General features: G+C 57.5%; 16 protein-coding genes. 10 read left to right on the forward strand and 6 right to left on the reverse strand.

Annotated features, from left to right (window positions below; translation table 11 throughout):
- Positions 1–280: 280 nt before the first annotated feature.
- From HX818_RS14950 to HX818_RS14960, 3 genes are all read left to right on the forward strand, one after another.
- Positions 281–787, forward strand: coding sequence for a sigma-70 family RNA polymerase sigma factor (locus HX818_RS14950; protein ID WP_008439546.1), 507 nt, complete (start codon positions 281–283; stop codon positions 785–787).
- On the forward strand, positions 787–1731 hold the full coding sequence (locus HX818_RS14955) for a FecR domain-containing protein (protein ID WP_177020335.1): 945 nt from the start codon (positions 787–789) through the stop codon (positions 1729–1731). The genes HX818_RS14950 and HX818_RS14955 overlap by 1 nt, the downstream gene beginning before the upstream one ends.
- A 93-nt stretch (positions 1732–1824) precedes the next feature.
- Positions 1825–4266 carry a TonB-dependent siderophore receptor gene (locus HX818_RS14960; protein WP_177020336.1) on the forward strand — a complete coding sequence of 814 codons (2442 nt, stop codon included), beginning with the start codon at positions 1825–1827 and terminating at the stop codon, positions 4264–4266.
- A 22-nt stretch (positions 4267–4288) separates the two neighbouring features.
- Here the strand turns inward: HX818_RS14960 and mnmE are convergent, their stop codons facing one another.
- The 5 genes from mnmE to rpmH form a co-directional block, all read right to left on the reverse strand.
- The gene (gene mnmE, locus HX818_RS14965; RefSeq protein ID WP_008439550.1) at positions 4289–5659 is read right to left on the reverse strand and encodes a tRNA uridine-5-carboxymethylaminomethyl(34) synthesis GTPase MnmE; all 1371 of its coding nucleotides are present in this window, start codon (positions 5657–5659) and stop codon (positions 4289–4291) included.
- An 80-nt stretch (positions 5660–5739) separates the two neighbouring features.
- Positions 5740–7422, reverse strand: coding sequence for a membrane protein insertase YidC (gene yidC, locus HX818_RS14970; protein WP_003213572.1), 1683 nt, complete (start codon positions 7420–7422; stop codon positions 5740–5742).
- Between the two features lie 2 nt (positions 7423–7424).
- On the reverse strand, positions 7425–7670 hold the full coding sequence (gene yidD / locus HX818_RS14975; protein ID WP_003213574.1) for a membrane protein insertion efficiency factor YidD: 246 nt from the start codon (positions 7668–7670) through the stop codon (positions 7425–7427).
- Positions 7663–8067 carry a ribonuclease P protein component gene (rnpA, locus tag HX818_RS14980; RefSeq protein ID WP_010168490.1) on the reverse strand — a complete coding sequence of 135 codons (405 nt, stop codon included), beginning with the start codon at positions 8065–8067 and terminating at the stop codon, positions 7663–7665. Before rnpA ends, yidD begins: the two co-directional genes overlap by 8 nt.
- A gap of 16 nt (positions 8068–8083) precedes the next feature.
- Positions 8084–8218, reverse strand: a complete 135-nt coding sequence (gene rpmH, locus HX818_RS14985; RefSeq protein WP_003213577.1) for a 50S ribosomal protein L34 — start codon at positions 8216–8218, stop codon at positions 8084–8086.
- Positions 8219–8803: 585 nt separating this feature from the next.
- On the opposite strand from rpmH, the gene dnaA reads away from it, so the two are divergent.
- From dnaA to gyrB, 4 genes are read left to right on the forward strand one after another with little or no spacing between them, the layout of a single operon-like run.
- The gene (dnaA, locus tag HX818_RS14990) at positions 8804–10324 is read left to right on the forward strand and encodes a chromosomal replication initiator protein DnaA (RefSeq protein WP_032868695.1); all 1521 of its coding nucleotides are present in this window, start codon (positions 8804–8806) and stop codon (positions 10322–10324) included.
- 39 nt (positions 10325–10363) lie between these two features.
- Positions 10364–11467: a DNA polymerase III subunit beta gene (dnaN, locus tag HX818_RS14995; RefSeq protein ID WP_003213582.1), complete on the forward strand. Its 1104-nt coding sequence runs from the start codon at positions 10364–10366 to the stop codon at positions 11465–11467.
- A 20-nt stretch (positions 11468–11487) separates the two neighbouring features.
- Entirely contained in the window at positions 11488–12591 is a 1104-nt protein-coding gene (gene recF / locus HX818_RS15000) for a DNA replication/repair protein RecF (protein WP_003213585.1), read from the forward strand.
- A gap of 4 nt (positions 12592–12595) precedes the next feature.
- Positions 12596–15019 carry a DNA topoisomerase (ATP-hydrolyzing) subunit B gene (gene gyrB / locus HX818_RS15005; RefSeq protein WP_003213587.1) on the forward strand — a complete coding sequence of 808 codons (2424 nt, stop codon included), beginning with the start codon at positions 12596–12598 and terminating at the stop codon, positions 15017–15019.
- Positions 15020–15117: 98 nt separating this feature from the next.
- Here the strand turns inward: gyrB and HX818_RS15010 are convergent, their stop codons facing one another.
- Positions 15118–15840, reverse strand: a complete 723-nt coding sequence (locus HX818_RS15010; RefSeq protein WP_003213588.1) for a response regulator transcription factor — start codon at positions 15838–15840, stop codon at positions 15118–15120.
- Between the two features lie 173 nt (positions 15841–16013).
- On the opposite strand from HX818_RS15010, the gene HX818_RS15015 reads away from it, so the two are divergent.
- The 3 genes from HX818_RS15015 to HX818_RS15025 all read left to right on the forward strand — a co-directional run bounded on the left by HX818_RS15015 (position 16014) and on the right by HX818_RS15025 (position 19840).
- Positions 16014–16265 (forward strand): hypothetical protein, encoded by a 252-nt coding sequence (locus HX818_RS15015; protein ID WP_003213590.1) that lies wholly within the window; start codon positions 16014–16016, stop codon positions 16263–16265.
- Positions 16266–16534: 269 nt separating this feature from the next.
- On the forward strand, positions 16535–17530 hold the full coding sequence (locus tag HX818_RS15020) for a FecR domain-containing protein (protein ID WP_250884777.1): 996 nt from the start codon (positions 16535–16537) through the stop codon (positions 17528–17530).
- Between the two features lie 18 nt (positions 17531–17548).
- Positions 17549–19840, forward strand: a complete 2292-nt coding sequence (locus HX818_RS15025; protein WP_177020337.1) for a CHASE2 domain-containing protein — start codon at positions 17549–17551, stop codon at positions 19838–19840.
- The last annotated feature ends 17 nt before the right edge of the window (positions 19841–19857 follow it).

Raw genomic sequence — 19857 nt, forward strand, 5'->3', positions numbered from 1 at the left:
TAAGCCTGTGGATTAAACGGGTGGTTATCCACAGAGGGGTTTTTACTCAGGTTTCAAGCCTGGTTATCAACTGGGCACAAGGGCGGTTATTCACAGGGCTTAATCCACAGAAAATACGGATCCCGATAAGTTTCAGGCAGGCAGATGCCTCCGAAAATCCTCGGTCAGGCAGGAAACAGTTCATTTGCATTTGTGAAACGGGTTGATGGAACGCCTATTGTGAGAAAGCGCCACGGCAGTTAATAATAGTTATTATCATTAACCTGCCTCGTCACCTCTCATGGCCCTTCCCTCGCATACCGTTGCAGTCCAGCACATCTATGAGCAGCACCATTCGTGGTTGCACAGCTGGCTCAAGGGAAAGTTGCATAACGCCTGCGATGCAGCTGACGTGGCACACGATACGTTCGTGCGGATCCTGGGCGGCCGCAATGCGACGCAGATCCTCGAGCCCAGGGACTATCTGGCCACAGTTGCCCGGGGACTGGTGATTGACCGCTATCGCCGCCGCGCCATTGAGCAGGCCTATCTGCAAACCCTGGCAGACCGGCCCGAAGCGATCGCAATCAGTGAAGAAGACAAGGCCATCATCATTGAAACCCTCGTTGCTGTGGATAAAGCCTTGTGTGGGCTGGGGGAACGGGCCAGGCGAATTTTCATGCTGTCCCAGGTCGAAGGCCTGACTTATCAACAGATCGCCGATCAGTTGCGTGTCTCGCTGACCACCGTCAAGAAACATATGGTTCGGGCCCTGACTGAATGCGCCTTGATCATGGCGGGCATGTAATGGCTGCCCCGGATCGCAAGACGTTCGAAGCCGCCGCCAGTTGGTACGTGCAATTTCAATCGCAGCCACCGACACCCGCGCAACAAAGTGCCTGGCAGCAATGGCTCAACGGCGATCCCTCCCATCAGGCGGCCTGGAACCAGATGGAGCAGTTGCAACGTGGCCTCGGTGCGCTACCCAAGGACTTCACCCGTCGTGCGCTCTCGGCCAGTCAACAACGGCGGCAAGTGCTCAAGCTGATGCTGATGCTCGGTGCCGCCGGGTACTTGGGGTGGAACGTTCAACAACACACGTCCCTGGGCAACCTCTGGGCTGACTATCGGACCAAGGTCGGCGAACGACGGCGAATCGGGTTGGCCGACGGCACTCAAATTGACCTCAATACGAACACGGCTATCGACGTACTTTTCGACGGGCAGCAGCGACTGGTCCGTTTGCGTGAGGGGGAAGTACTTATCCACACCGGAAAGTCGGGCCGGCAAACACCGTTTTATGTTGAAACCCATGAGGGTCGTGTTCAAGCCTTGGGTACGCGGTTCACTGTTCGTCAACTGCAAGGGTCGACGCGGGTTGGTGTGCTGGAAGACCGGGTCAGCGTGCAACCCGTCGACCAGCCGGCCAATAGCCGAGTGCTCGGACCTGGTGAGAGTGTCGACTTCGGCACGCAAGACGTAGGCCCCAGCCATATCTATCGCGGGAACCAAGCCGCATGGGTCGACGGCCAACTGATCGTTCTGGATGCGCGACTGGGGGATGTCATCGACGAACTGGCGCGCTATCGGCCGGGCGTTATGCAGTGCGATGCCGCATCAGCGCGGCTGCGGGTGTCCGGCACTTTCCGTCTGGATTCCACCGACGCCGTATTGGCCAACCTGCAGGTCACGCTGCCGATCCACGTGAAGTATTTCACGCGCTATTGGGTCTCCGTAACGCTTACAGCTTGATACTGAAAAAATACTCTCAACAGGGGTTATCTTTTTTTTACCTGGCGCGGCCCTACAGGTAATCACGATGCTACCTTCAGGGCTTACTCACACATGCGCCTTCCTACAAAACTTCGCCAGCGTCTCTCCCATCACGGCATCACGTATGGCTTGCTGCTGGCCACGGCCGCGACTGCCAGCACCTTGCTATGCACTCGGGCCATTGCTGCCAGCCCAGTGCAACATTACGTGATCGCCTCCGGGCCACTCGACAATGCCTTGAGCCAATTCGCATCGAAGGCCAATGTGATTTTGTCATTCTCGCCGCAGCAGACGGCGCGCCTGCAAAGTCCTGGGCTGGAGGGTGACTACTCGGTGGAGCAAGGGTTTGCGTTATTGCTGCAAAACTCGGGATTGCAGGCGGCGGTTCAAGGCCCCGGCAGCTACGCGCTGCAGCCGGCTACGAGCGGGGAACAGCTCATGTTGGCCCCCACTACTGTCAGCACTTATCAACAGACTGGGTTCAATCAGGAAATTGCCGGGGATATAGGTTACAAGGCGCAAAACAGCCGAATCGGTACCAAGACCAGCACACCATTGTCGGAAACCCCGCGCTCGGTGTCGGTGGTGACCGGCCAGCGCATCAAGGATCAAAAATCCCAGACGCTCACCGAAGTGCTGGGCTATGTGCCGGGAATCTTTGCCCCTCCCTTCGCTGCGGGCGACGGGCTGGCCGGTGACTTGTTCTTCATTCGCGGTTTCAACGCCACGGATTATGGCTACGGCCTGCTGCGCGATGGCTTGCGAGTCCAAGGCAACCGGTATGACACCACCAGCGAACCTTATGGCCTGGAACGGGTGGAGATATTCCGTGGCCCTTCTTCCCTGCTCTACGGCGAAAACGCACCCGGTGGCCTGGTCAACCTGGTGAGTAAACACCCGACAGCTACACCACAAGGCGAAGTTCAGCTGACCTACGGTTCTAATAACCGGCGCCAGGTGGGTGTGGATATCTCCGGTCCCTTGGACGACAGCGGCAATATCCTTGGACGGGTGGTGATGCTCGGCAGGAAGTCCGACACCCAGACCGATCACGTTCCCGATGACCGCCTGTATATCGCACCGTCCCTGACCCTCAATTTCGACGACTACAACACCCTGACGCTGCTGGCCAACTACCAGAAAGACCACACTAATCTTGAACTTGGCCTACCTGCAGCAGGCACGTTACTGACCAACCCCAACGGAAAGCTCTCCAAGCACACCATGCTCAGTGACCCGGATTGGAACACCTTCGAACGGGAAACCTGGAGCACCGGCTACGAGTTCAGCCACAGCTTCAACGACGACTGGCAGTTTCGGCAGAACTCGCGCTACATGCAGTCGCGAATCACCCGCCATGAAACCTGGCCAGGCAACCTGAATAATGCGGGGTTCGGCACACAGCTGAACATGAATGCCTACGACCGCTACAACAAATCGATGGTCTACTCGCTGGATAACCAGTTGGAAGGCAAATTCCAGGTAGGCGGGCTGGAAAATACCGTGCTGTTCGGTGCCAGCTATGACCGTACCTCGTTCAGCCAGGATTGGAATGCCGGATTTGCAGGCACGATCAATGTGTATAACCCGGTGTACCTGAGGGACCCATTGACGCCTCTCGCGGTGCAAAACACGTTGCTCGAACAGCAGATGAAAGGTGTTTATGCACAGCTTCAGAGCAAGTATGACCACTGGTTATTCTTGCTCGGCGGGCGGCAGGACTGGGTCGACAGTGATTTTCGCGACAAGGTGGCCAAGGCCGGCAACATCAGCTCTGAAGACCGCAAGTTCACCTATCAGGGCGGGATCATGTACCAGTTCGACAATGGCCTGACGCCATATGTCAGCTACTCGACCGCGTTCGTTCCGGTACAGCAGATCTCCAATGCCGGCACACCGCTGGACCCGATCACCAGCAGTCAATACGAAGTAGGCCTCAAGTACGAGCCGATCGGCTGGGACACGGCGATGACGTTGTCGGTCTATGACTTGCGCAAGCAGGACGACACGTACCTCGACGCCACGACCAATACCTACCGCCAGGTCGGCGAAAGCCGGGCCAAGGGTGTGGAAGTGGAGGTCAACAGCAACCTCACACCTAATTTGAACGTGACTGCGGCCTACACCTACACCGATGCTCGGATTACCAAGGATTCGGCAACGTCGCTCGTGGAAGGTCACCAGATGACCGGTGTTCCGCGTAATCAGGCTTCGGTCTGGGGCAAATACCGCTTTCTTGATGGCCAGCTCAAGGGCTTGTCCGTCGGTGGCGGCGTGCGCTACTTCGACAGCACTTTCGCTTACACCGCGCCTTCTCTTTACGGGAAGCTGGATGCTGGAAGCGTGACGTTGGTGGATGCCGCCATTGGTTACCAGATTGACCAGCACTGGTCGGTAGACGTGAATGCGAAGAACCTGTTCGACAAGGAGTATGTGTCCGGCTGCAACGATGCGGGCCGCTGCTACTGGGGTGAAAGCCGGACGCTACTCGGAACTGTTTCCTACAACTGGTAACCAGCCAGCTGTGGATAACCGCCTATTTCCCGATACAGAAGCTTGAAAAGATCCGCCCCAACAAATCATCGGAGCTGAATGCGCCGGTGATCTCACCCAACAGCTGCTGCGCCTGGCGTAAATCCTCAGCCAGCAGCTCACCGGCTCCTGCCAGCGTCAGTTGCGCACGGCCATGCTCGAGGGCGGCGCTGGCATGCCGCAGTGCCTCCAGGTGCCTGCGACGAGCGCTGAAGCTGCTTTCCGAAGTCTGCTCGTAGCCCATGCACGCTTTCAGATGATCGCGCAGCAGTTCCAGCCCTTCTCCTGCAGCCTTGGCACTCAAGCTGATTGTCACGTGGCCATCTTCACTGACTTCCAGGGCAATTGCCTCGCCCGTCAGGTCAGCCTTGTTGCGAATCAGCGTGACCTTGGCCGGGTCCGGCCGTTGTTCGAGGAATTCCGGCCACAGTGCGAACGGGTCTGCAGCCTCTGGCGCGGTGGCATCCACCACCAGCAACACGCGGTCAGCTTCCGTGATGGCCTTCAACGCGCGTTCCACCCCGATCTTTTCCACCTGGTCATCGGTGTCACGCAGTCCAGCGGTGTCCACCACATGCAGGGGCATGCCATCGATGTGGATATGTTCGCGCAGGATATCCCGCGTGGTGCCGGCGATCTCGGTGACGATCGCGGCCTCTCGCCCGGCCAGGGCATTGAGCAGGCTCGACTTGCCGGCGTTGGGACGGCCGGCAATCACCACGGTCATACCGTCACGCAGCAAGGCACCTTGCCCGGCTTCGCGCAGCACTGTGGATAACTCGTCACGAACCTTATCCAGCATAGCCAGGACATGGCCATCGGCAAGGAAATCGATTTCTTCCTCCGGGAAATCAATCGCGGCCTCCACGTAGATGCGCAAGCTGATCAATTGCTCGGTGAGGTTATGCACACGCAGGGAAAACGCGCCCTGCAACGAGCGCAACGCATTGCGCGCAGCTTGTGCAGAGCTGGCTTCGATCAGGTCGGCAATCGCCTCGGCCTGGGCCAGGTCGAGTTTGTCGTTGAGGAACGCGCGTTCGCTGAATTCACCCGGACGTGCCAGGCGGCAACCCAACTGCAGGCAACGCTGCAGCAGCATGTCCAGAACGATCGGGCCGCCGTGGCCTTGCAGCTCCAGGACGTCTTCGCCGGTAAAGGAGTTCGGCCCCGGGAAATAAAGGGCGATACCTTCATCCAGCACTTCTTCATCAGCGCCTAAAAACGGCCCGTAATGCGCATACCTCGGCTTCAGTTCCCGCCCACTGATGGCCTGGGCCGCCACGCCGGCGAGCGGCCCGGAAATACGAACGATACCGACACCACCACGACCTTGAGCGGTGGCGACAGCGGCGATGGTTTCACGAGGAGCGCTCATGGCGGGTACCCGGATAAAAGTGACAGAAAGCAAAACGCCCCACTAGGGGGCGTCTTGAGTGGTGTTATCCACAGAGTAAATTACGCCTCGGCTTTTTTGGTAGCCGCTTCGATTTTACGTGTGATGTACCACTGTTGGGAGATCGACAGGCAGTTGTTGACCACCCAGTACAGCACCAGACCAGCCGGGAACCACAGGAAGAAGAAGGTGAAGATGATTGGCATCATTTTCATTACCTTGGCCTGCATCGGGTCCGGCGGAGTCGGGTTCAGGCGCTGCTGGATGAACATGGTCGCGCCCATGATGATCGGCAGGATAAAGAACGGGTCCTTGATCGACAGGTCAGTTATCCACAGCATGAAAGGAGCCTGGCGCATTTCCACGCTTTCCAGGAGCACCCAGTACAGCGACAGGAACACCGGCATCTGCACCAGAATCGGCAAGCATCCACCCAACGGGTTGATCTTCTCTTTCTTGTACAGCTCCATCATGGCCTGGGACATTTTCTGCCGGTCATCGCCATGTTGTTCTTTCAGCGCGGCCAGTTTCGGGGCCACGGCACGCATACGCGCCATCGACTTGTAGCTGGCGGCCGACAGTGGGAAGAAGATCCCCTTGATCAGCATGGTCAGCAGGATAATCGAGAAGCCCCAGTTACCCACAATGCTGTGGATATGTTGCAGCAGCCAGAAAATAGGCTGGGCAATGAACCACAGAATGCCGTAATCCACAGTCAGTTCCAGACCTGGGGATAACTCTTTGAGGACTGCCTGGCTCTTCGGACCGGCGTACAACGTGGCGCTGGCTTCAGCCTTGGCACCCGGCGCGACGGTCAACGTCGGGCCAGTAAAGCCAATGATGTAGTTGCCTTGGCTGTCTTTGCGGGTTTGAACCAGGTTGGCATCACCTTTGTTCGGGATCCATGCGGTCACGAAGTAGTGTTGCAACCAGGCAACCCAGCCACCTTGAACGGTTTCTTTCAGCGCGCCCTTGTCGATATCTTTCATCGACACTTTTTTGTACGGCTCGCTACTTGTCCACAGGGCTGCGCCCAGGTAAGTCGCGGTGCCGGTCGCGGTGCTGGAAGAAGGATCGGCGCTGTTGTCACGCTTGAGCTGGGCAAACAGGTTGCCCGTCCACGGCTTCGCGCTTTCGTTGTCGATCAGGTAAGTGACTTTCAGATCGTACAAACCGCGGGTGAAGCTGAAACGCTTGATGTAGTTGACGCCGTCGTGACTGAATTTCAGGTCGACGTTCAACTGGTTCTGGCCATCGGCCAGTTGATAAGTCTTCTGTTCGGTCGAATAAACCGGACGACCGGTAGCACGAGCATCCGGACCGTCAGTACCGGTCAGGCCACTTTGCGCCAGATATACACGTTCGCCACCGTTATCGAACAGCTGGAACGGAACATCCGGATGGTCTTGGCGACGTGGATACAGCGGCAGCTTCAGCTGGGCGATATCACCACCCTGTGGGTCGATTGCCAGGTCCAGTACATCCGTTTTTACATGGATGAGGTCTTTATTGGTGACGACCGGGGTTTCTACCGGGGTACTGGTATCGGCATTCGCGCTGGGTACATCGGCACTGGCGGCAGCATTGTTACCCAGTGGCGTATCCGGAATAGCCGGCGCCGACTGATTGGTAGCAACATTCTGAGTCGGCAGGGCAGCTTGGCCATAATCCTGGTTCCACTTAAGAACCATAGAGTAGGACACGATTGCCAGGGCGACGATCAGGATCGTGCGTTTAATATCCATGATTACTCGGCCATCGAAGAAGAACGGGAGGTAGGGATAGGCGGAACCGGGTCATAACCACCGGGATTCCACGGATGACAGCGACCTAAACGACGAAAGGTCAGCCAGCCACCGCGCAGAAGGCCATGATTTTCTATGGCTTCCAACGCGTAGCAGGAACAACTGGGGTAGAAACGACAGTGGTTTGCCATCAGGGGACTAATGGCATAGCGGTAAAACTGGATCGGAACGAGGGCCAGTTTACGCATCAGTACTGTCTACCCCTACAGTTTCGGTGCTGACAGCTGGTGCTGGCTTGTTGGTACGAGCCAAACGTTTCCAGAGCTTGCCGAAATGCTGAATCAATTCGGGGTTTTCTACGTCCCCCAAGCCTTTGCGCGCGACGATAACAATATCCCAACCAACCAGAGTCTCCTGGTGGAGGCGAAACGATTCGCGCATCAGACGCTTGAGGCGATTGCGCTCAACGGAGAGCTTTACGCTCTTCTTGCCGATCACCAACCCGAGACGGGGGTGATCCAGATCGTTGTTACGCGCAAGGAGCAGGAGATTTTTCCCCGGAACCTTGCCGGTGGGGGAGTCAAAGACTGCCTTGAAATGCCGGGGGGTTAGCAGACGCTTTTCCCGACTGAAGTCCTGACTCACCACCAGTACCGGATTATCAAACTGCCAGACGCGCACGACCTTTGGCGCGGCGACGCGACAGGACAGCACGGCCGTTCTTGGTGGCCATGCGAGCACGGAAGCCGTGAGTACGGGCGCGTTTGATGGTGCTTGGTTGGAAAGTACGTTTCATGGCGTGTTACCTGGTTCGTCCACAACGGGCCGGAATGGCCCCCGTTTTAAGAGACCGGCGATTCTAGAGAAAGCAAGCCTCTAGGTCAATTTCCAACCAGCTTTTCCTTTAATTAGATATCTGGAGGCCTGCGGACCGAATCCGGGCGATTCGCCTTTGACGAGCAATGCCATAGATATAAAAATAAAGAAGGAAGTTATTTAAAGCTTTTCTGTAAAGCTTATAAAAGCTAGGCACCCCATCTTCTGTGGATAACTGCCTTGAGGCCATATTCTACGGGCTGTACAGAGAATGACAACACGGGGGAGAAACGGTGCTCTGCCTGTGCTGCGCTATCGGATAAGCTGTGTGTGGAATGGCTAGTTATCCACAGGCCAGTTACCCACAGACTTTCGCCCCCACTTGTACAACGAGCTTAGGGGCGCTTATCCACAGAGCTTATGCACAGACCATTTGTCGCCTTTTTTACGGTTAAGGCATTGATTCTTGGCGCCCTGTGAGCAACCTACATGTGGATAAGTGGGCGGCTGGCCGCTACAATGGCGGCTGTTTTTGCCTCACCGGCTTTCAACTTAGGGGATATCCGTGTCAGTGGAACTTTGGCAGCAGTGCGTGGAGCTTTTGCGCGATGAGCTGCCTGCCCAGCAATTCAACACCTGGATCCGTCCGCTACAGGTCGAAGCCGAAGGCGACGAGTTGCGTGTCTACGCACCCAATCGTTTTGTTCTCGACTGGGTCAACGAGAAATACCTGAGCCGCGTTCTCGAATTGCTCGATGAACATGGCAACGGGCTTGCTCCGGTGCTCTCCTTATTAATAGGCAGCAAACGTAGCTCGGCACCTCGTGCTGCGCCGAATGCACCGTTGGCAGCCAGTGCCTCTCAGGCTCAGGCCGCTGCGGCACCTGTTAATAACTCGCCAGCCCCGGTCGCCCAGACACCTTCGAAATCCTCGTCGCAGAAAAACGCGCCTATAAATGAAGAGCCGTCCCGCGACAGCTTTGACCCAATGGCCGGCGCCAGCTCACAACAGGCCCCGGTTCGTGCCGAACAGCGCACCGTCCAGGTAGAGGGTGCGCTCAAGCACACCAGCTATCTGAACCGCACGTTCACCTTTGAGAACTTTGTCGAAGGTAAATCCAACCAGCTGGCCCGCGCGGCTGCCTGGCAGGTCGCCGACAACCCCAAGCATGGTTACAACCCGCTCTTCCTTTATGGTGGCGTTGGCTTGGGTAAAACTCACTTGATGCACGCCGTGGGTAACCACCTATTAAAGAAGAACCCGAATGCCAAGGTGGTGTACCTGCACTCGGAGCGCTTCGTGGCCGATATGGTCAAGGCGTTGCAGCTAAACGCCATCAACGAGTTCAAGCGGTTCTACCGTTCCGTTGATGCCTTGCTGATCGATGACATTCAATTCTTCGCCCGCAAGGAACGTTCCCAGGAAGAGTTTTTCCACACGTTCAACGCGTTGCTCGAAGGTGGCCAGCAGGTCATCCTGACCAGTGACCGTTATCCGAAGGAAATCGAAGGCCTGGAAGAGCGCCTGAAGTCGCGCTTCGGCTGGGGCCTGACCGTAGCGGTAGAACCGCCGGAGCTTGAAACCCGCGTCGCGATCCTGATGAAAAAGGCCGATCAGGCCAAAGTCGACCTGCCGCACGACGCCGCGTTCTTTATCGCCCAGCGCATTCGCTCCAACGTGCGTGAACTGGAAGGCGCACTCAAGCGGGTCATCGCTCACTCGCACTTCATGGGTCGTGACATCACCATCGAGCTGATTCGCGAATCCCTGAAAGACCTGCTGGCGTTGCAAGACAAGCTGGTGAGTGTGGATAACATCCAGCGCACCGTGGCCGAGTATTACAAGATCAAGATTTCCGACCTGCTGTCCAAGCGCCGTTCGCGCTCGGTAGCACGTCCCCGCCAGGTAGCGATGGCGCTCTCCAAAGAGCTGACCAACCACAGCCTGCCGGAAATTGGTGATGTGTTTGGCGGTCGCGACCACACCACGGTCTTGCACGCGTGCCGCAAGATCAACGAACTTAAGGAATCCGACGCGGATATTCGCGAGGACTACAAGAACCTGCTGCGTACACTGACTACTTGATGAACACCAGCGCAGCTTATTAAGGCAAGGGACTAGACCATGCATTTCACCATTCAACGCGAAGCCCTGTTGAAACCCCTGCAACTGGTCGCAGGCGTCGTCGAGCGCCGACAGACCTTGCCGGTGCTTTCCAACGTATTGCTGGTTGTCGAAGGCCAGCAATTGTCCTTGACCGGTACCGACCTGGAAGTCGAGCTGGTCGGTCGCGTCCAGCTCGAAGAGCCCGCCGAACCCGGCGAGATCACCGTGCCGGCGCGCAAGCTGATGGACATCTGCAAGAGCCTGCCCAACGACGCGCTGATCGACATCAAGGTTGATGAGCAAAAGCTGGTGGTCAAGGCCGGTCGCAGCCGTTTCACCCTGTCGACCTTGCCGGCCAACGACTTCCCGACCGTGGAAGAAGGCCCAGGCTCGCTGACCTGCAGCCTGGAACAAAGCCGACTGCGCCGCTTGATCGAGCGCACCAGCTTCGCCATGGCCCAGCAGGACGTGCGTTATTACCTTAACGGCATGCTGCTGGAAGTCTCCGAAGGGATCATCCGCGCCGTAGCCACCGATGGTCACCGACTGGCCATGTGCTCGATGAAGGCCGATATCGGTCAGCCGGATCGCCACCAGGTGATCGTGCCGCGTAAAGGTATTCTGGAGCTCGCGCGCCTGCTGACTGAGCCGGATGGCAATGTCAGTATCGTGCTGGGCCAGCACCACATCCGCGCGACCACTGGCGAGTTCACCTTCACTTCCAAGCTGGTTGACGGCAAGTTCCCGGATTACGAGCGCGTTCTGCCTAAAGGCGGCGACAAGCTGGTGATTGGTGATCGTCAGGCCCTGCGTGAAGCGTTCAGCCGTACCGCTATTCTTTCCAACGAGAAATACCGTGGTATCCGCCTGCAATTGGCCAACGGCCAACTGAAAATCCAGGCGAATAACCCTGAGCAGGAAGAAGCGGAAGAAGAAGTGGGCGTCGACTACAACGGCGGCAACCTGGAAATCGGCTTCAACGTCAGCTACCTGCTGGACGTGCTGGGCGTGATGACCACTGAACAGGTTCGCCTGATTCTGTCTGACTCCAACAGCAGCGCCCTGGTACAAGAATCCGACAACGATGACTCGGCTTACGTTGTCATGCCGATGCGCCTGTAATCATGTTCAGCAGAAGCTAGATGTCCCTCAGTCGCGTCTCGGTCACCGCGGTGCGCAATTTGCACCCGGTGACCTTCTCCCCCTCCCCCCGCATCAATATCCTCCACGGCGCCAACGGCAGTGGCAAAACCAGCGTGCTGGAAGCCATTCACCTGCTGGGGCTCGCTCGTTCCTTTCGCAGTGCCCGCTTGTTACCGGTGATTCAGTACGAACAACTGGCGTGCACAGTATTTGGCCAAGTCGAATTGGCCGAAGGCGGTCATAGCAGCCTGGGGATTTCTCGTGATCGTCAGGGGGAGTTTCAAATCCGCATCGATGGGCAGAATGCTCGCAGTGCTGCGCAGCTGGCAGAAATCCTGCCACTGCAACTGATCAACCCGGACAGCTTTCGCTTGCTGGAAGGCGCGCCAAAAATCCGCAGGCAATTCCTCGATTGGGGAGTGTTCCACGTGGAACCGCGTTTCATGGCCACTTGGCAGCGCCTGCAGAAGGCCCTGCGGCAGCGGAACTCATGGCTGCGGCATGGTACACTTGACGCCGCTTCGCAAGCTGCTTGGGACCGGGAACTGTGCCTGGCCAGCGCTGAAATAGATGAATACCGCCGCGCCTATATCAAAGCCTTGAAACCAGTCTTTGAGCAGACCTTGAGCGAGTTACTTGAACTCGAGGGGCTGACGTTGAGCTACTACCGTGGTTGGGACAAAGACCGGGAACTGAGTGCAGTGCTCGCGACGTCCTTGCAACGGGATCAGCAAATTGGTCACACCCAGGCCGGACCACAACGGGCTGATTTGCGCCTTAGATTGGGCGCACACAATGCTGCGGATATCTTGTCCCGCGGTCAGCAGAAGTTGGTGGTCTGCGCTTTGCGTATCGCCCAGGGGCATCTGGTTAGCCAGGCCCGGCGCGGGCAATGTATTTATCTGGTGGATGACTTGCCGTCCGAACTGGACGAGCAGCACCGCCGCGCGTTATGCCGCTTGTTGGAAGACTTACGCTGCCAGGTGTTTATCACCTGTGTAGACCACGAATTATTGAGGGAAGGCTGGCAGACGGAAACGCCAGTCGCTTTGTTCCACGTGGAACAAGGCCGTATCACCCAGACCCACGACCATCGGGAGTGAAGGCATGAGCGAAGAAAATACGAATACGTACGACTCGACCAGCATTAAAGTGCTTAAAGGTTTGGATGCCGTACGCAAACGTCCCGGTATGTACATCGGTGATACCGATGATGGCAGCGGTCTGCACCACATGGTGTTCGAGGTGGTCGATAACTCGATCGACGAAGCTTTGGCCGGTCACTGCGACGACATCAGCATCATCATCCACCCGGACGAATCCATCACCGTACGCGACAACGGTCGCGGCATTCCGGTAGATGTGCATAAAGAAGAAGGCGTTTCGGCGGCAGAGGTCATCATGACCGTGCTCCACGCCGGCGGTAAGTTCGACGATAACTCCTATAAAGTATCCGGCGGTTTGCACGGTGTAGGTGTTTCGGTAGTAAACGCCCTTTCTGAAGAGCTGATCCTGACTGTACGTCGTAGCGGCAAGATCTGGGAACAGACTTACGTTCATGGTGTTCCACAGGAACCGATGAAAATCGTCGGTGACAGCGAAAGCACTGGTACGCAGATTCACTTCAAGCCTTCGGCTGAAACCTTCAAGAACATCCACTTCAGCTGGGACATTCTGGCCAAGCGGATTCGTGAACTGTCCTTCCTGAACTCCGGTGTGGGTATCGTCCTCAAGGACGAACGCAGCGGCAAGGAAGAGCTGTTCAAGTACGAAGGCGGCCTGCGTGCGTTCGTTGAATACCTGAACACCAACAAGACCGCGGTCAATCAGGTGTTCCACTTCAACATCCAGCGTGAAGACGGCATCGGCGTAGAAATCGCCCTGCAGTGGAACGACAGCTTCAACGAGAACCTGTTGTGCTTCACCAACAACATTCCTCAGCGCGATGGCGGTACTCACCTGGTGGGTTTCCGTTCTGCACTGACGCGTAACCTGAACACCTACATCGAAGCGGAAGGCCTGGCGAAGAAACACAAAGTCGCCACCACCGGTGACGATGCCCGCGAAGGCCTGACCGCCATTATCTCGGTCAAGGTTCCGGATCCGAAGTTCAGCTCCCAGACCAAAGACAAGCTGGTGTCCTCCGAAGTGAAGACAGCGGTCGAACAGGAAATGGGCAAGTACTTCTCCGACTTCCTGCTGGAAAACCCGAACGAAGCCAAGCTGGTTGTCGGCAAGATGATCGACGCAGCACGGGCTCGTGAAGCGGCGCGTAAAGCCCGTGAGATGACGCGTCGTAAAGGTGCGCTGGATATCGCCGGCCTGCCGGGCAAACTGGCTGACTGCCAGGAGAAAGACCCTGCCCTCTCCGAACTGTACCTGGTGGAAGGTGATTCTGCTGGCGGTTCCGCCAAGCAGGGTCGCAACCGTCGCACCCAGGCTATCCTGCCGTTGAAGGGTAAGATCCTCAACGTCGAGAAGGCGCGTTTCGACAAGATGATTTCCTCGCAGGAAGTCGGCACCTTGATCACCGCCCTGGGCTGTGGCATCGGCCGCGATGAGTACAACATCGACAAGCTGCGCTATCACAACATCATCATCATGACCGATGCTGACGTTGACGGTTCGCACATCCGCACCCTGCTGCTGACGTTCTTCTTCCGTCAGTTGCCGGAGTTGATCGAGCGTGGCTACATCTACATCGCCCAGCCACCGTTGTACAAAGTGAAAAAAGGCAAGCAAGAGCAATACATCAAAGACGACGACGCCATGGAAGAGTACATGACGCAGTCGGCCCTGGAAGATGCGAGCCTGCACTTGAACGACGAAGCCCCGGGCATCTCCGGTGAAGCGTTGGAGCGCCTGGTAAACGACTTCCGCATGGTGATGAAGACCCTCAAGCGTTTGTCGCGCCTGTACCCCCAGGAGCTGACCGAGCACTTCATCTACCTGCCATCCGTCAGCCTGGAGCAGTTGGGTGATCATGCCCACATGCAGGCTTGGTTGGCCCAGTACGAAGTCCGCCTGCGTACCGTTGAAAAATCCGGCCTGGTCTACAAAGCCAGCCTGCGTGAAGACCGTGAACGTAACGTCTGGCTGCCAGAGGTCGAACTGATCTCCCACGGCCTGTCGAACTACGTCACCTTCAACCGCGACTTCTTCGGCAGCAACGACTACAAGACGGTTGTTACCCTCGGCGCGCAACTGAGCACCCTGCTGGACGACGGTGCTTACATTCAGCGTGGCGAGCGCAAGAAAGCGGTCAAAGAGTTCAAGGAAGCCCTGGACTGGTTGATGGCGGAAAGCACCAAGCGCCATACCATTCAGCGATACAAAGGTCTGGGCGAAATGAACCCGGATCAGCTGTGGGAAACCACCATGGACCCAGCCCAGCGTCGCATGCTGCGCGTGACCATCGAAGACGCCATTGGCGCGGACCAGATCTTCAACACCCTGATGGGTGATGCGGTCGAGCCTCGTCGTGACTTCATCGAGAGCAATGCCCTGGCGGTTTCCAACCTGGACTTCTGATCAGGTTGCAGCGCAAAAACAAAAAAGGCCAACGCTTAGCGTTGGCCTTTTTTATGGGCTGGATATGAGCATTTTATAAATGCTCCACGTGGAACATCTCAGTCCTCGGAAGCCGCCGTCACACTCTCCAACCGATATCCGTACCCATAGATCGTCAGCAACTGCCAACCCCGATCCGCCGTCAGCCCGAGCTTATTCCGCAGCCGATAAATATGCGTATCCAGCGGCCGCGACGACACCATCTCCTCATGGGTCCAGAACCGCTCATACAGGTACTCTCGAGACAGCGGCCGCGCCAGGTTCTCAAACAGGCACCGCGCCAGGCGGTATTCGCGCTCCGTCAGGCTGATGGGTTTTCCCGCCCTGCTCACCGTGAGTTCAGCATCATCAAAGGTCAGGTCATTGAAGGTATGCACCTCACTGGCTGCAGACTTCTGCAACCCGTGGCGACGCAGAACGGCATTCACCCGAGCCTTAAGCTCGTTGGGACGAAACGGCTTGCTGACGTAATCATCGGCACCACTGTTCAGCGCCTGGACGATATCGCTCTCGGCATCGCGGCTGGTAAGCATGATGGCGGCTGGCGGCGCTTCCATGTGCTCGCGGGTCCAGCGCAGCAATGCCAGGCCACTGAGGTCGGGCAGTTGCCAGTCAAGGATCAGCAAGTCGAAGGTCTCGCGGCGCAGTTGTCGCAGCAGGTCTTCTCCACGCTCGAAGCAGTGCAGGGTCCATGGCTGATCCGCAGCGCTGGGGATTTGTCGCAGTGTCTGTTCCACCCGCCGCAGTTCAGCAGGTTCGTCATCCAGTATTGCGACACGCATGGCAGGGTCCTTTCTTATTGAAGAATGCGGGCATCGAATCTGAACAATTATGGCCAGATTCTCAGGCCCTCTGAATCTCTCGGTACGCTGATATCAAATGGCCGCAAGCCATTGGAAATCGTCAACACCCAAGCTGGGAAGATACCGGCTCGAGACCTTCAGGAAAAGGATCAATGGCAATCTGGTTTTATGCTGTTTCGAGACGTATGGCCGTTCTGGGGAAGGTTGATGTATGGGGAAGACTGGTATTGGTGGTGATGGTTGCTACGCTGGGCACGGAAACGGTCGGGGCCAATAAGCCGGCGATACCTATGCCGTTCGAGGAAAGGCAGACTTTGAGTGAGCCCGGCAATGGCATGGGCTTCGCCCGTTCACCGTTTCAGCAACTCAGCGAACAGCAGCAGACCCAACGTTGGGTATTTTAAGTACCCGCAAATCTGAACAAATGTTGCGAATCGGTCCGATGCACCTATGTTGTAGGTAAATTCGCTCTCGCTGGATGACACACGGATTGGAGCGACGGAAGTGCTCCGACACAGGGACGTGTCATCTTCTGCAATGGATCTCACGCCCCCAGATATTTCGGCTATCGACTGGATACCTCATCGAGTATCGTAGACGGTACTCAAGGTCTTCCCGCTGCAAGACGCTGCCTGAAAGTGCTTTCTGATGACCCATTAGAACTAGAATCTTGATGAGCGCCATGACCTTTTTCCCTTGCCGATTCCGCTCTGCCGCTTCTACGCTGTTGAGTTCGGGCCTGATCGTTACGCTTGGCGTAGTGAGTCTTCCGGCCTTGGCACGCCCTGCCCCTCCCCGTGCACCCTATATCGACGACAACCGGATGTGCCGCGCGCAACCGCTTCCGGCAGTGGTGCAGCACCTCACGGGGGAAGCCTGGAAACTGGATGCCAAGGGGGTGTCCACGGCCCTGGAAGAAGGCATGTTCATTGATGAACAAGAAAGCGTGAAAACCTCATCGGGCGCATTTGTCAGCCTGTTGCTGGGGGACGGCTCGCGGATTGTCTTGCCCTCCAGCTCCCAGGTCCGATTGCATCTGGTCGAGGAGCAATCCATTCCCCAGGTGATTCTTGAAGAAGGTCAGGTCGAGGCTTACGTGATCAAGCGTGCCAGCGACTATGACCGTTTCCAGATCATGACCCCGGTGGGCGTTCTGGGGGTACGCGGCACGCATTTCCGTGTGCGTAACGATGGCGAACAATCGCTGGTGGAAGTACTCAACGGGCAAGTGGCGGTCAATCGTGACGACGCTCCACCGAGCCCGCGCCCTATCAAGAAGAAGCCCATTACCGGTCCAGTCTCTGGTGAAGTAAAGGTTGGTGCGCGGCAGGGCCTGGCCTTCAAGAAACAAGGTGAACTCAAACCCGTGGAACTGCTTGATGCGCCACGGTTGGTCGGCCAGGACGGTCAAAAGGGCGATGCGCCTGTCTGGACCCTGTTCCTGCGGCCATTGGCCGGGGCCCAGCGCTACCGGGCCCAGGTCGCGACCGATAAGGAGTTTCTGAACATCAAGCAGGAAAACTTCTCCGACAAGCCGCAAATGCGCTTCACTGGGCTGAAAGCATCGTTCTATCACGTTCGCTTGTCGGCATATGATGAACACGGGCTTGAGGGAGAAACCGGGGTTTATGACATTTTCTATTACCCACCCGCGAACCGCGTGCAGTAGTGCCCTGGACGCGAGCCGGTGAGGCTGTGGCACAGGGCTGAAAAGCGCCAACCGACTCAGGCTCAGCGGCTGTTCAATGGCCTGGTGCGCGAATGGCTGTGGGTCAGCCTGTTGCTATTACCCATCACGGCCTTCCTGTCCCTGAGCCCTGGCCTGGCCCTCAATAACCTGCTGTATGACAGCCTCCGCCGGCTGGCACCTTTATCGGTGGATCCACGCATCCTGCTGGTAACGATCGACGACCGAAGCCTGAAGGAACTTGGCCAATGGCCATGGTCCCGACGTGTGCATGCCGACCTGCTTGATCGGCTGAGCGCCGCCAAGCCTGCCGGCATCCTGTTTGATGTGATCTTCAGCGAGCCCGCCCGGGAGCCAGCCAATGACCTGCGCCTGGCCGAGGCTATGTGCAACGCTGGCAACGTCCTGTTGCCTTTGATTCGTGAAGGCTCGCCGCGCTACGGCCAGCCTGTGGCGCAAATCCTGCCCGTGTTGCCCTTGCGTGATTGCGCCCGTAGCGTCGGCCATATCAACGTGGAAGCGGACAGCGACGGCATCGTTCGAAGCCTGTATTTGCGTGAAGGTCCACCAGGTAATTTGACACCGCAGTTAGCCTGGCTGGCGTTTGAACTGAGCGGCCAGCGATCCGGAATGCCGGGCGCACCTGGTCCGTCGGAAAGCTCCAGCTGGCAGCGGGAAAATGCCATTCGAATTCCTTTTATTGCCAGTCATGCCGGCTTTCCCAGCGTGCCGTATATCAGTGTCTTGCGCGGGGAGGTGCCATCCGAGTTGCTGCGCGACCGCTTGATCCTGATTGGCGCTACGGCACCGGGCATGGGCGACCGTTATGTCACGCCGCTTTCGGCCAGTGTCGGCACCACCCCGGGCGTGGAGATCCAGGCAAATATTCTCAATGGCTTGCTGCAAGGGCGCAGTATTGTCGATCTGCCCGTGTGGATGGCGACGCTACTGGCCACCGCGATGGTCGCGGTGCTGTTGGGCCTTCTGCTGTTTCGCCCGCGTTATGCACTGTGGCTGACCCTCGGTTGCATGGGGGCTGCGCTTCTGGGTTCATGGGGCCTGTTGCGCCTGGGCCATTGGTGGTCGCCGGCAGCAAGTCTGGTTGGCATGTTGCTCAGCTATCTGATCTGGAACTGGCGGCGCCTGAGCGTGATCCTGGCCTACTTCGGCTGGGAACTGGCACGCCTGGACAACGAACCCAAAGTGCTCCCGGAGCGCCGTCGAGCGCCCGCCAGCCAGGGTGATGTATTGCAGGGACGAATCTTCGCCCTCGAACAAGCGGTCAGCCGTACCCGGGACACTCGTCGCTTCATGGCCGATGGGCTGGAATGTTTGCCTGTAGCAACCTTGATTACCGATCCCAAGGGCAACGTCCTGCTGGCCAATCGAATTGCCCGCGATGTGTTCGGCAATGAACTGGTGGCCGAAAACCTCTTGGATCAGCTCGCCACATTAGGTTATCCACCGCTGCAGGACGGTGTTCGCCCTGCCCTGTCGACGCTGGAGATTGTCGAGTTCCGCGACACCCTTGACCGCAGCCTGCGCCTCGACCTGGCTCCGCTGCTGCCCGCAGACGGTGACGTGGCCCTTGGCTGGCTGCTGAGCCTCACAGACCTGAGCATTGAGCGTGATGCCCAGCAGCAACGGGAGACCCTGCTGCGCTTTCTGTCCCATGACTTGCGTGCGCCGCATTCGGCGATCCTGGCCCTGTTGGATGTTCAGGACACCGCCGCGCCGATATTTGCGCAGATCGAACAACAAGTCCGCCGTGCCCTGAACCTGACCGAATCATTCGTGCAGTTGGCGAAAGCCGAATCCGATGGCTACCAATTCCAGCCCAGCCTGTTCGCCATGTTGGTGCTCGACGCATTTGATCAAGTCGCAGTGCACGCCCAGTTGAAAGGCATTCGCCTGGTCCATCACCTGGATGAAGACGGCGAAGAAATGGTCTGGGCGGATCAATCGCTGCTGACCCGCGCCTTATTCAACCTGTTGGAAAATGCGGTGAAATACAGCCCATCGGGCACCACCGTTACGTTAAGCCTGACCCGCCATGAAGACGCGTTGGAGTGCCGCATCAGCGACCAGGGGCGAGGAATCTCCCCGCAGGATTTGCCCGAACTCTTCGCTCAATACCGGCGCTTCGCCTCGGCTCAGGGCAGTGAAGGATTGGGGTTGGGGCTGACCATGGTCAAGGCCGTCGTGGATCGTCACGGTGGGAGAATTCGCTGCGAGAGCGAGGTGGATAAAGGTACGACCTTCATCCTTCAGCTGCCATTGTGGCGAGACTGAATCGCGGCTTTTCACCT

Source organism: Pseudomonas sp. F9001 (assembly GCF_013385435.1).
GTDB lineage: Bacteria > Pseudomonadota > Gammaproteobacteria > Pseudomonadales > Pseudomonadaceae > Aquipseudomonas.

What these genes read in the sequence shown, in the direction of transcription:
- HX818_RS14950 (WP_008439546.1), top strand. Translation starts at nt 281, where the DNA reads ATGGCCCTTCCCTCGCATACCGTTGCAGTCCAGCACATCTATGAGCAG.
- HX818_RS14955 (WP_177020335.1), top strand. Translation starts at nt 787, where the DNA reads ATGGCTGCCCCGGATCGCAAGACGTTCGAAGCCGCCGCCAGTTGGTAC.
- HX818_RS14960 (WP_177020336.1), top strand. Translation starts at nt 1,825, where the DNA reads ATGCGCCTTCCTACAAAACTTCGCCAGCGTCTCTCCCATCACGGCATC.
- mnmE (WP_008439550.1), bottom strand. Translation starts at nt 5,659, where the DNA reads ATGAGCGCTCCTCGTGAAACCATCGCCGCTGTCGCCACCGCTCAAGGT.
- yidC (WP_003213572.1), bottom strand. Translation starts at nt 7,422, where the DNA reads ATGGATATTAAACGCACGATCCTGATCGTCGCCCTGGCAATCGTGTCC.
- yidD (WP_003213574.1), bottom strand. Translation starts at nt 7,670, where the DNA reads ATGCGTAAACTGGCCCTCGTTCCGATCCAGTTTTACCGCTATGCCATT.
- rpmH (WP_003213577.1), bottom strand. Translation starts at nt 8,218, where the DNA reads ATGAAACGTACTTTCCAACCAAGCACCATCAAACGCGCCCGTACTCAC.
- dnaN (WP_003213582.1), top strand. Translation starts at nt 10,364, where the DNA reads ATGCATTTCACCATTCAACGCGAAGCCCTGTTGAAACCCCTGCAACTG.
- recF (WP_003213585.1), top strand. Translation starts at nt 11,488, where the DNA reads ATGTCCCTCAGTCGCGTCTCGGTCACCGCGGTGCGCAATTTGCACCCG.
- gyrB (WP_003213587.1), top strand. Translation starts at nt 12,596, where the DNA reads ATGAGCGAAGAAAATACGAATACGTACGACTCGACCAGCATTAAAGTG.
- HX818_RS15010 (WP_003213588.1), bottom strand. Translation starts at nt 15,840, where the DNA reads ATGCGTGTCGCAATACTGGATGACGAACCTGCTGAACTGCGGCGGGTG.
- HX818_RS15015 (WP_003213590.1), top strand. Translation starts at nt 16,014, where the DNA reads ATGGCAATCTGGTTTTATGCTGTTTCGAGACGTATGGCCGTTCTGGGG.
- HX818_RS15020 (WP_250884777.1), top strand. Translation starts at nt 16,535, where the DNA reads ATGAGCGCCATGACCTTTTTCCCTTGCCGATTCCGCTCTGCCGCTTCT.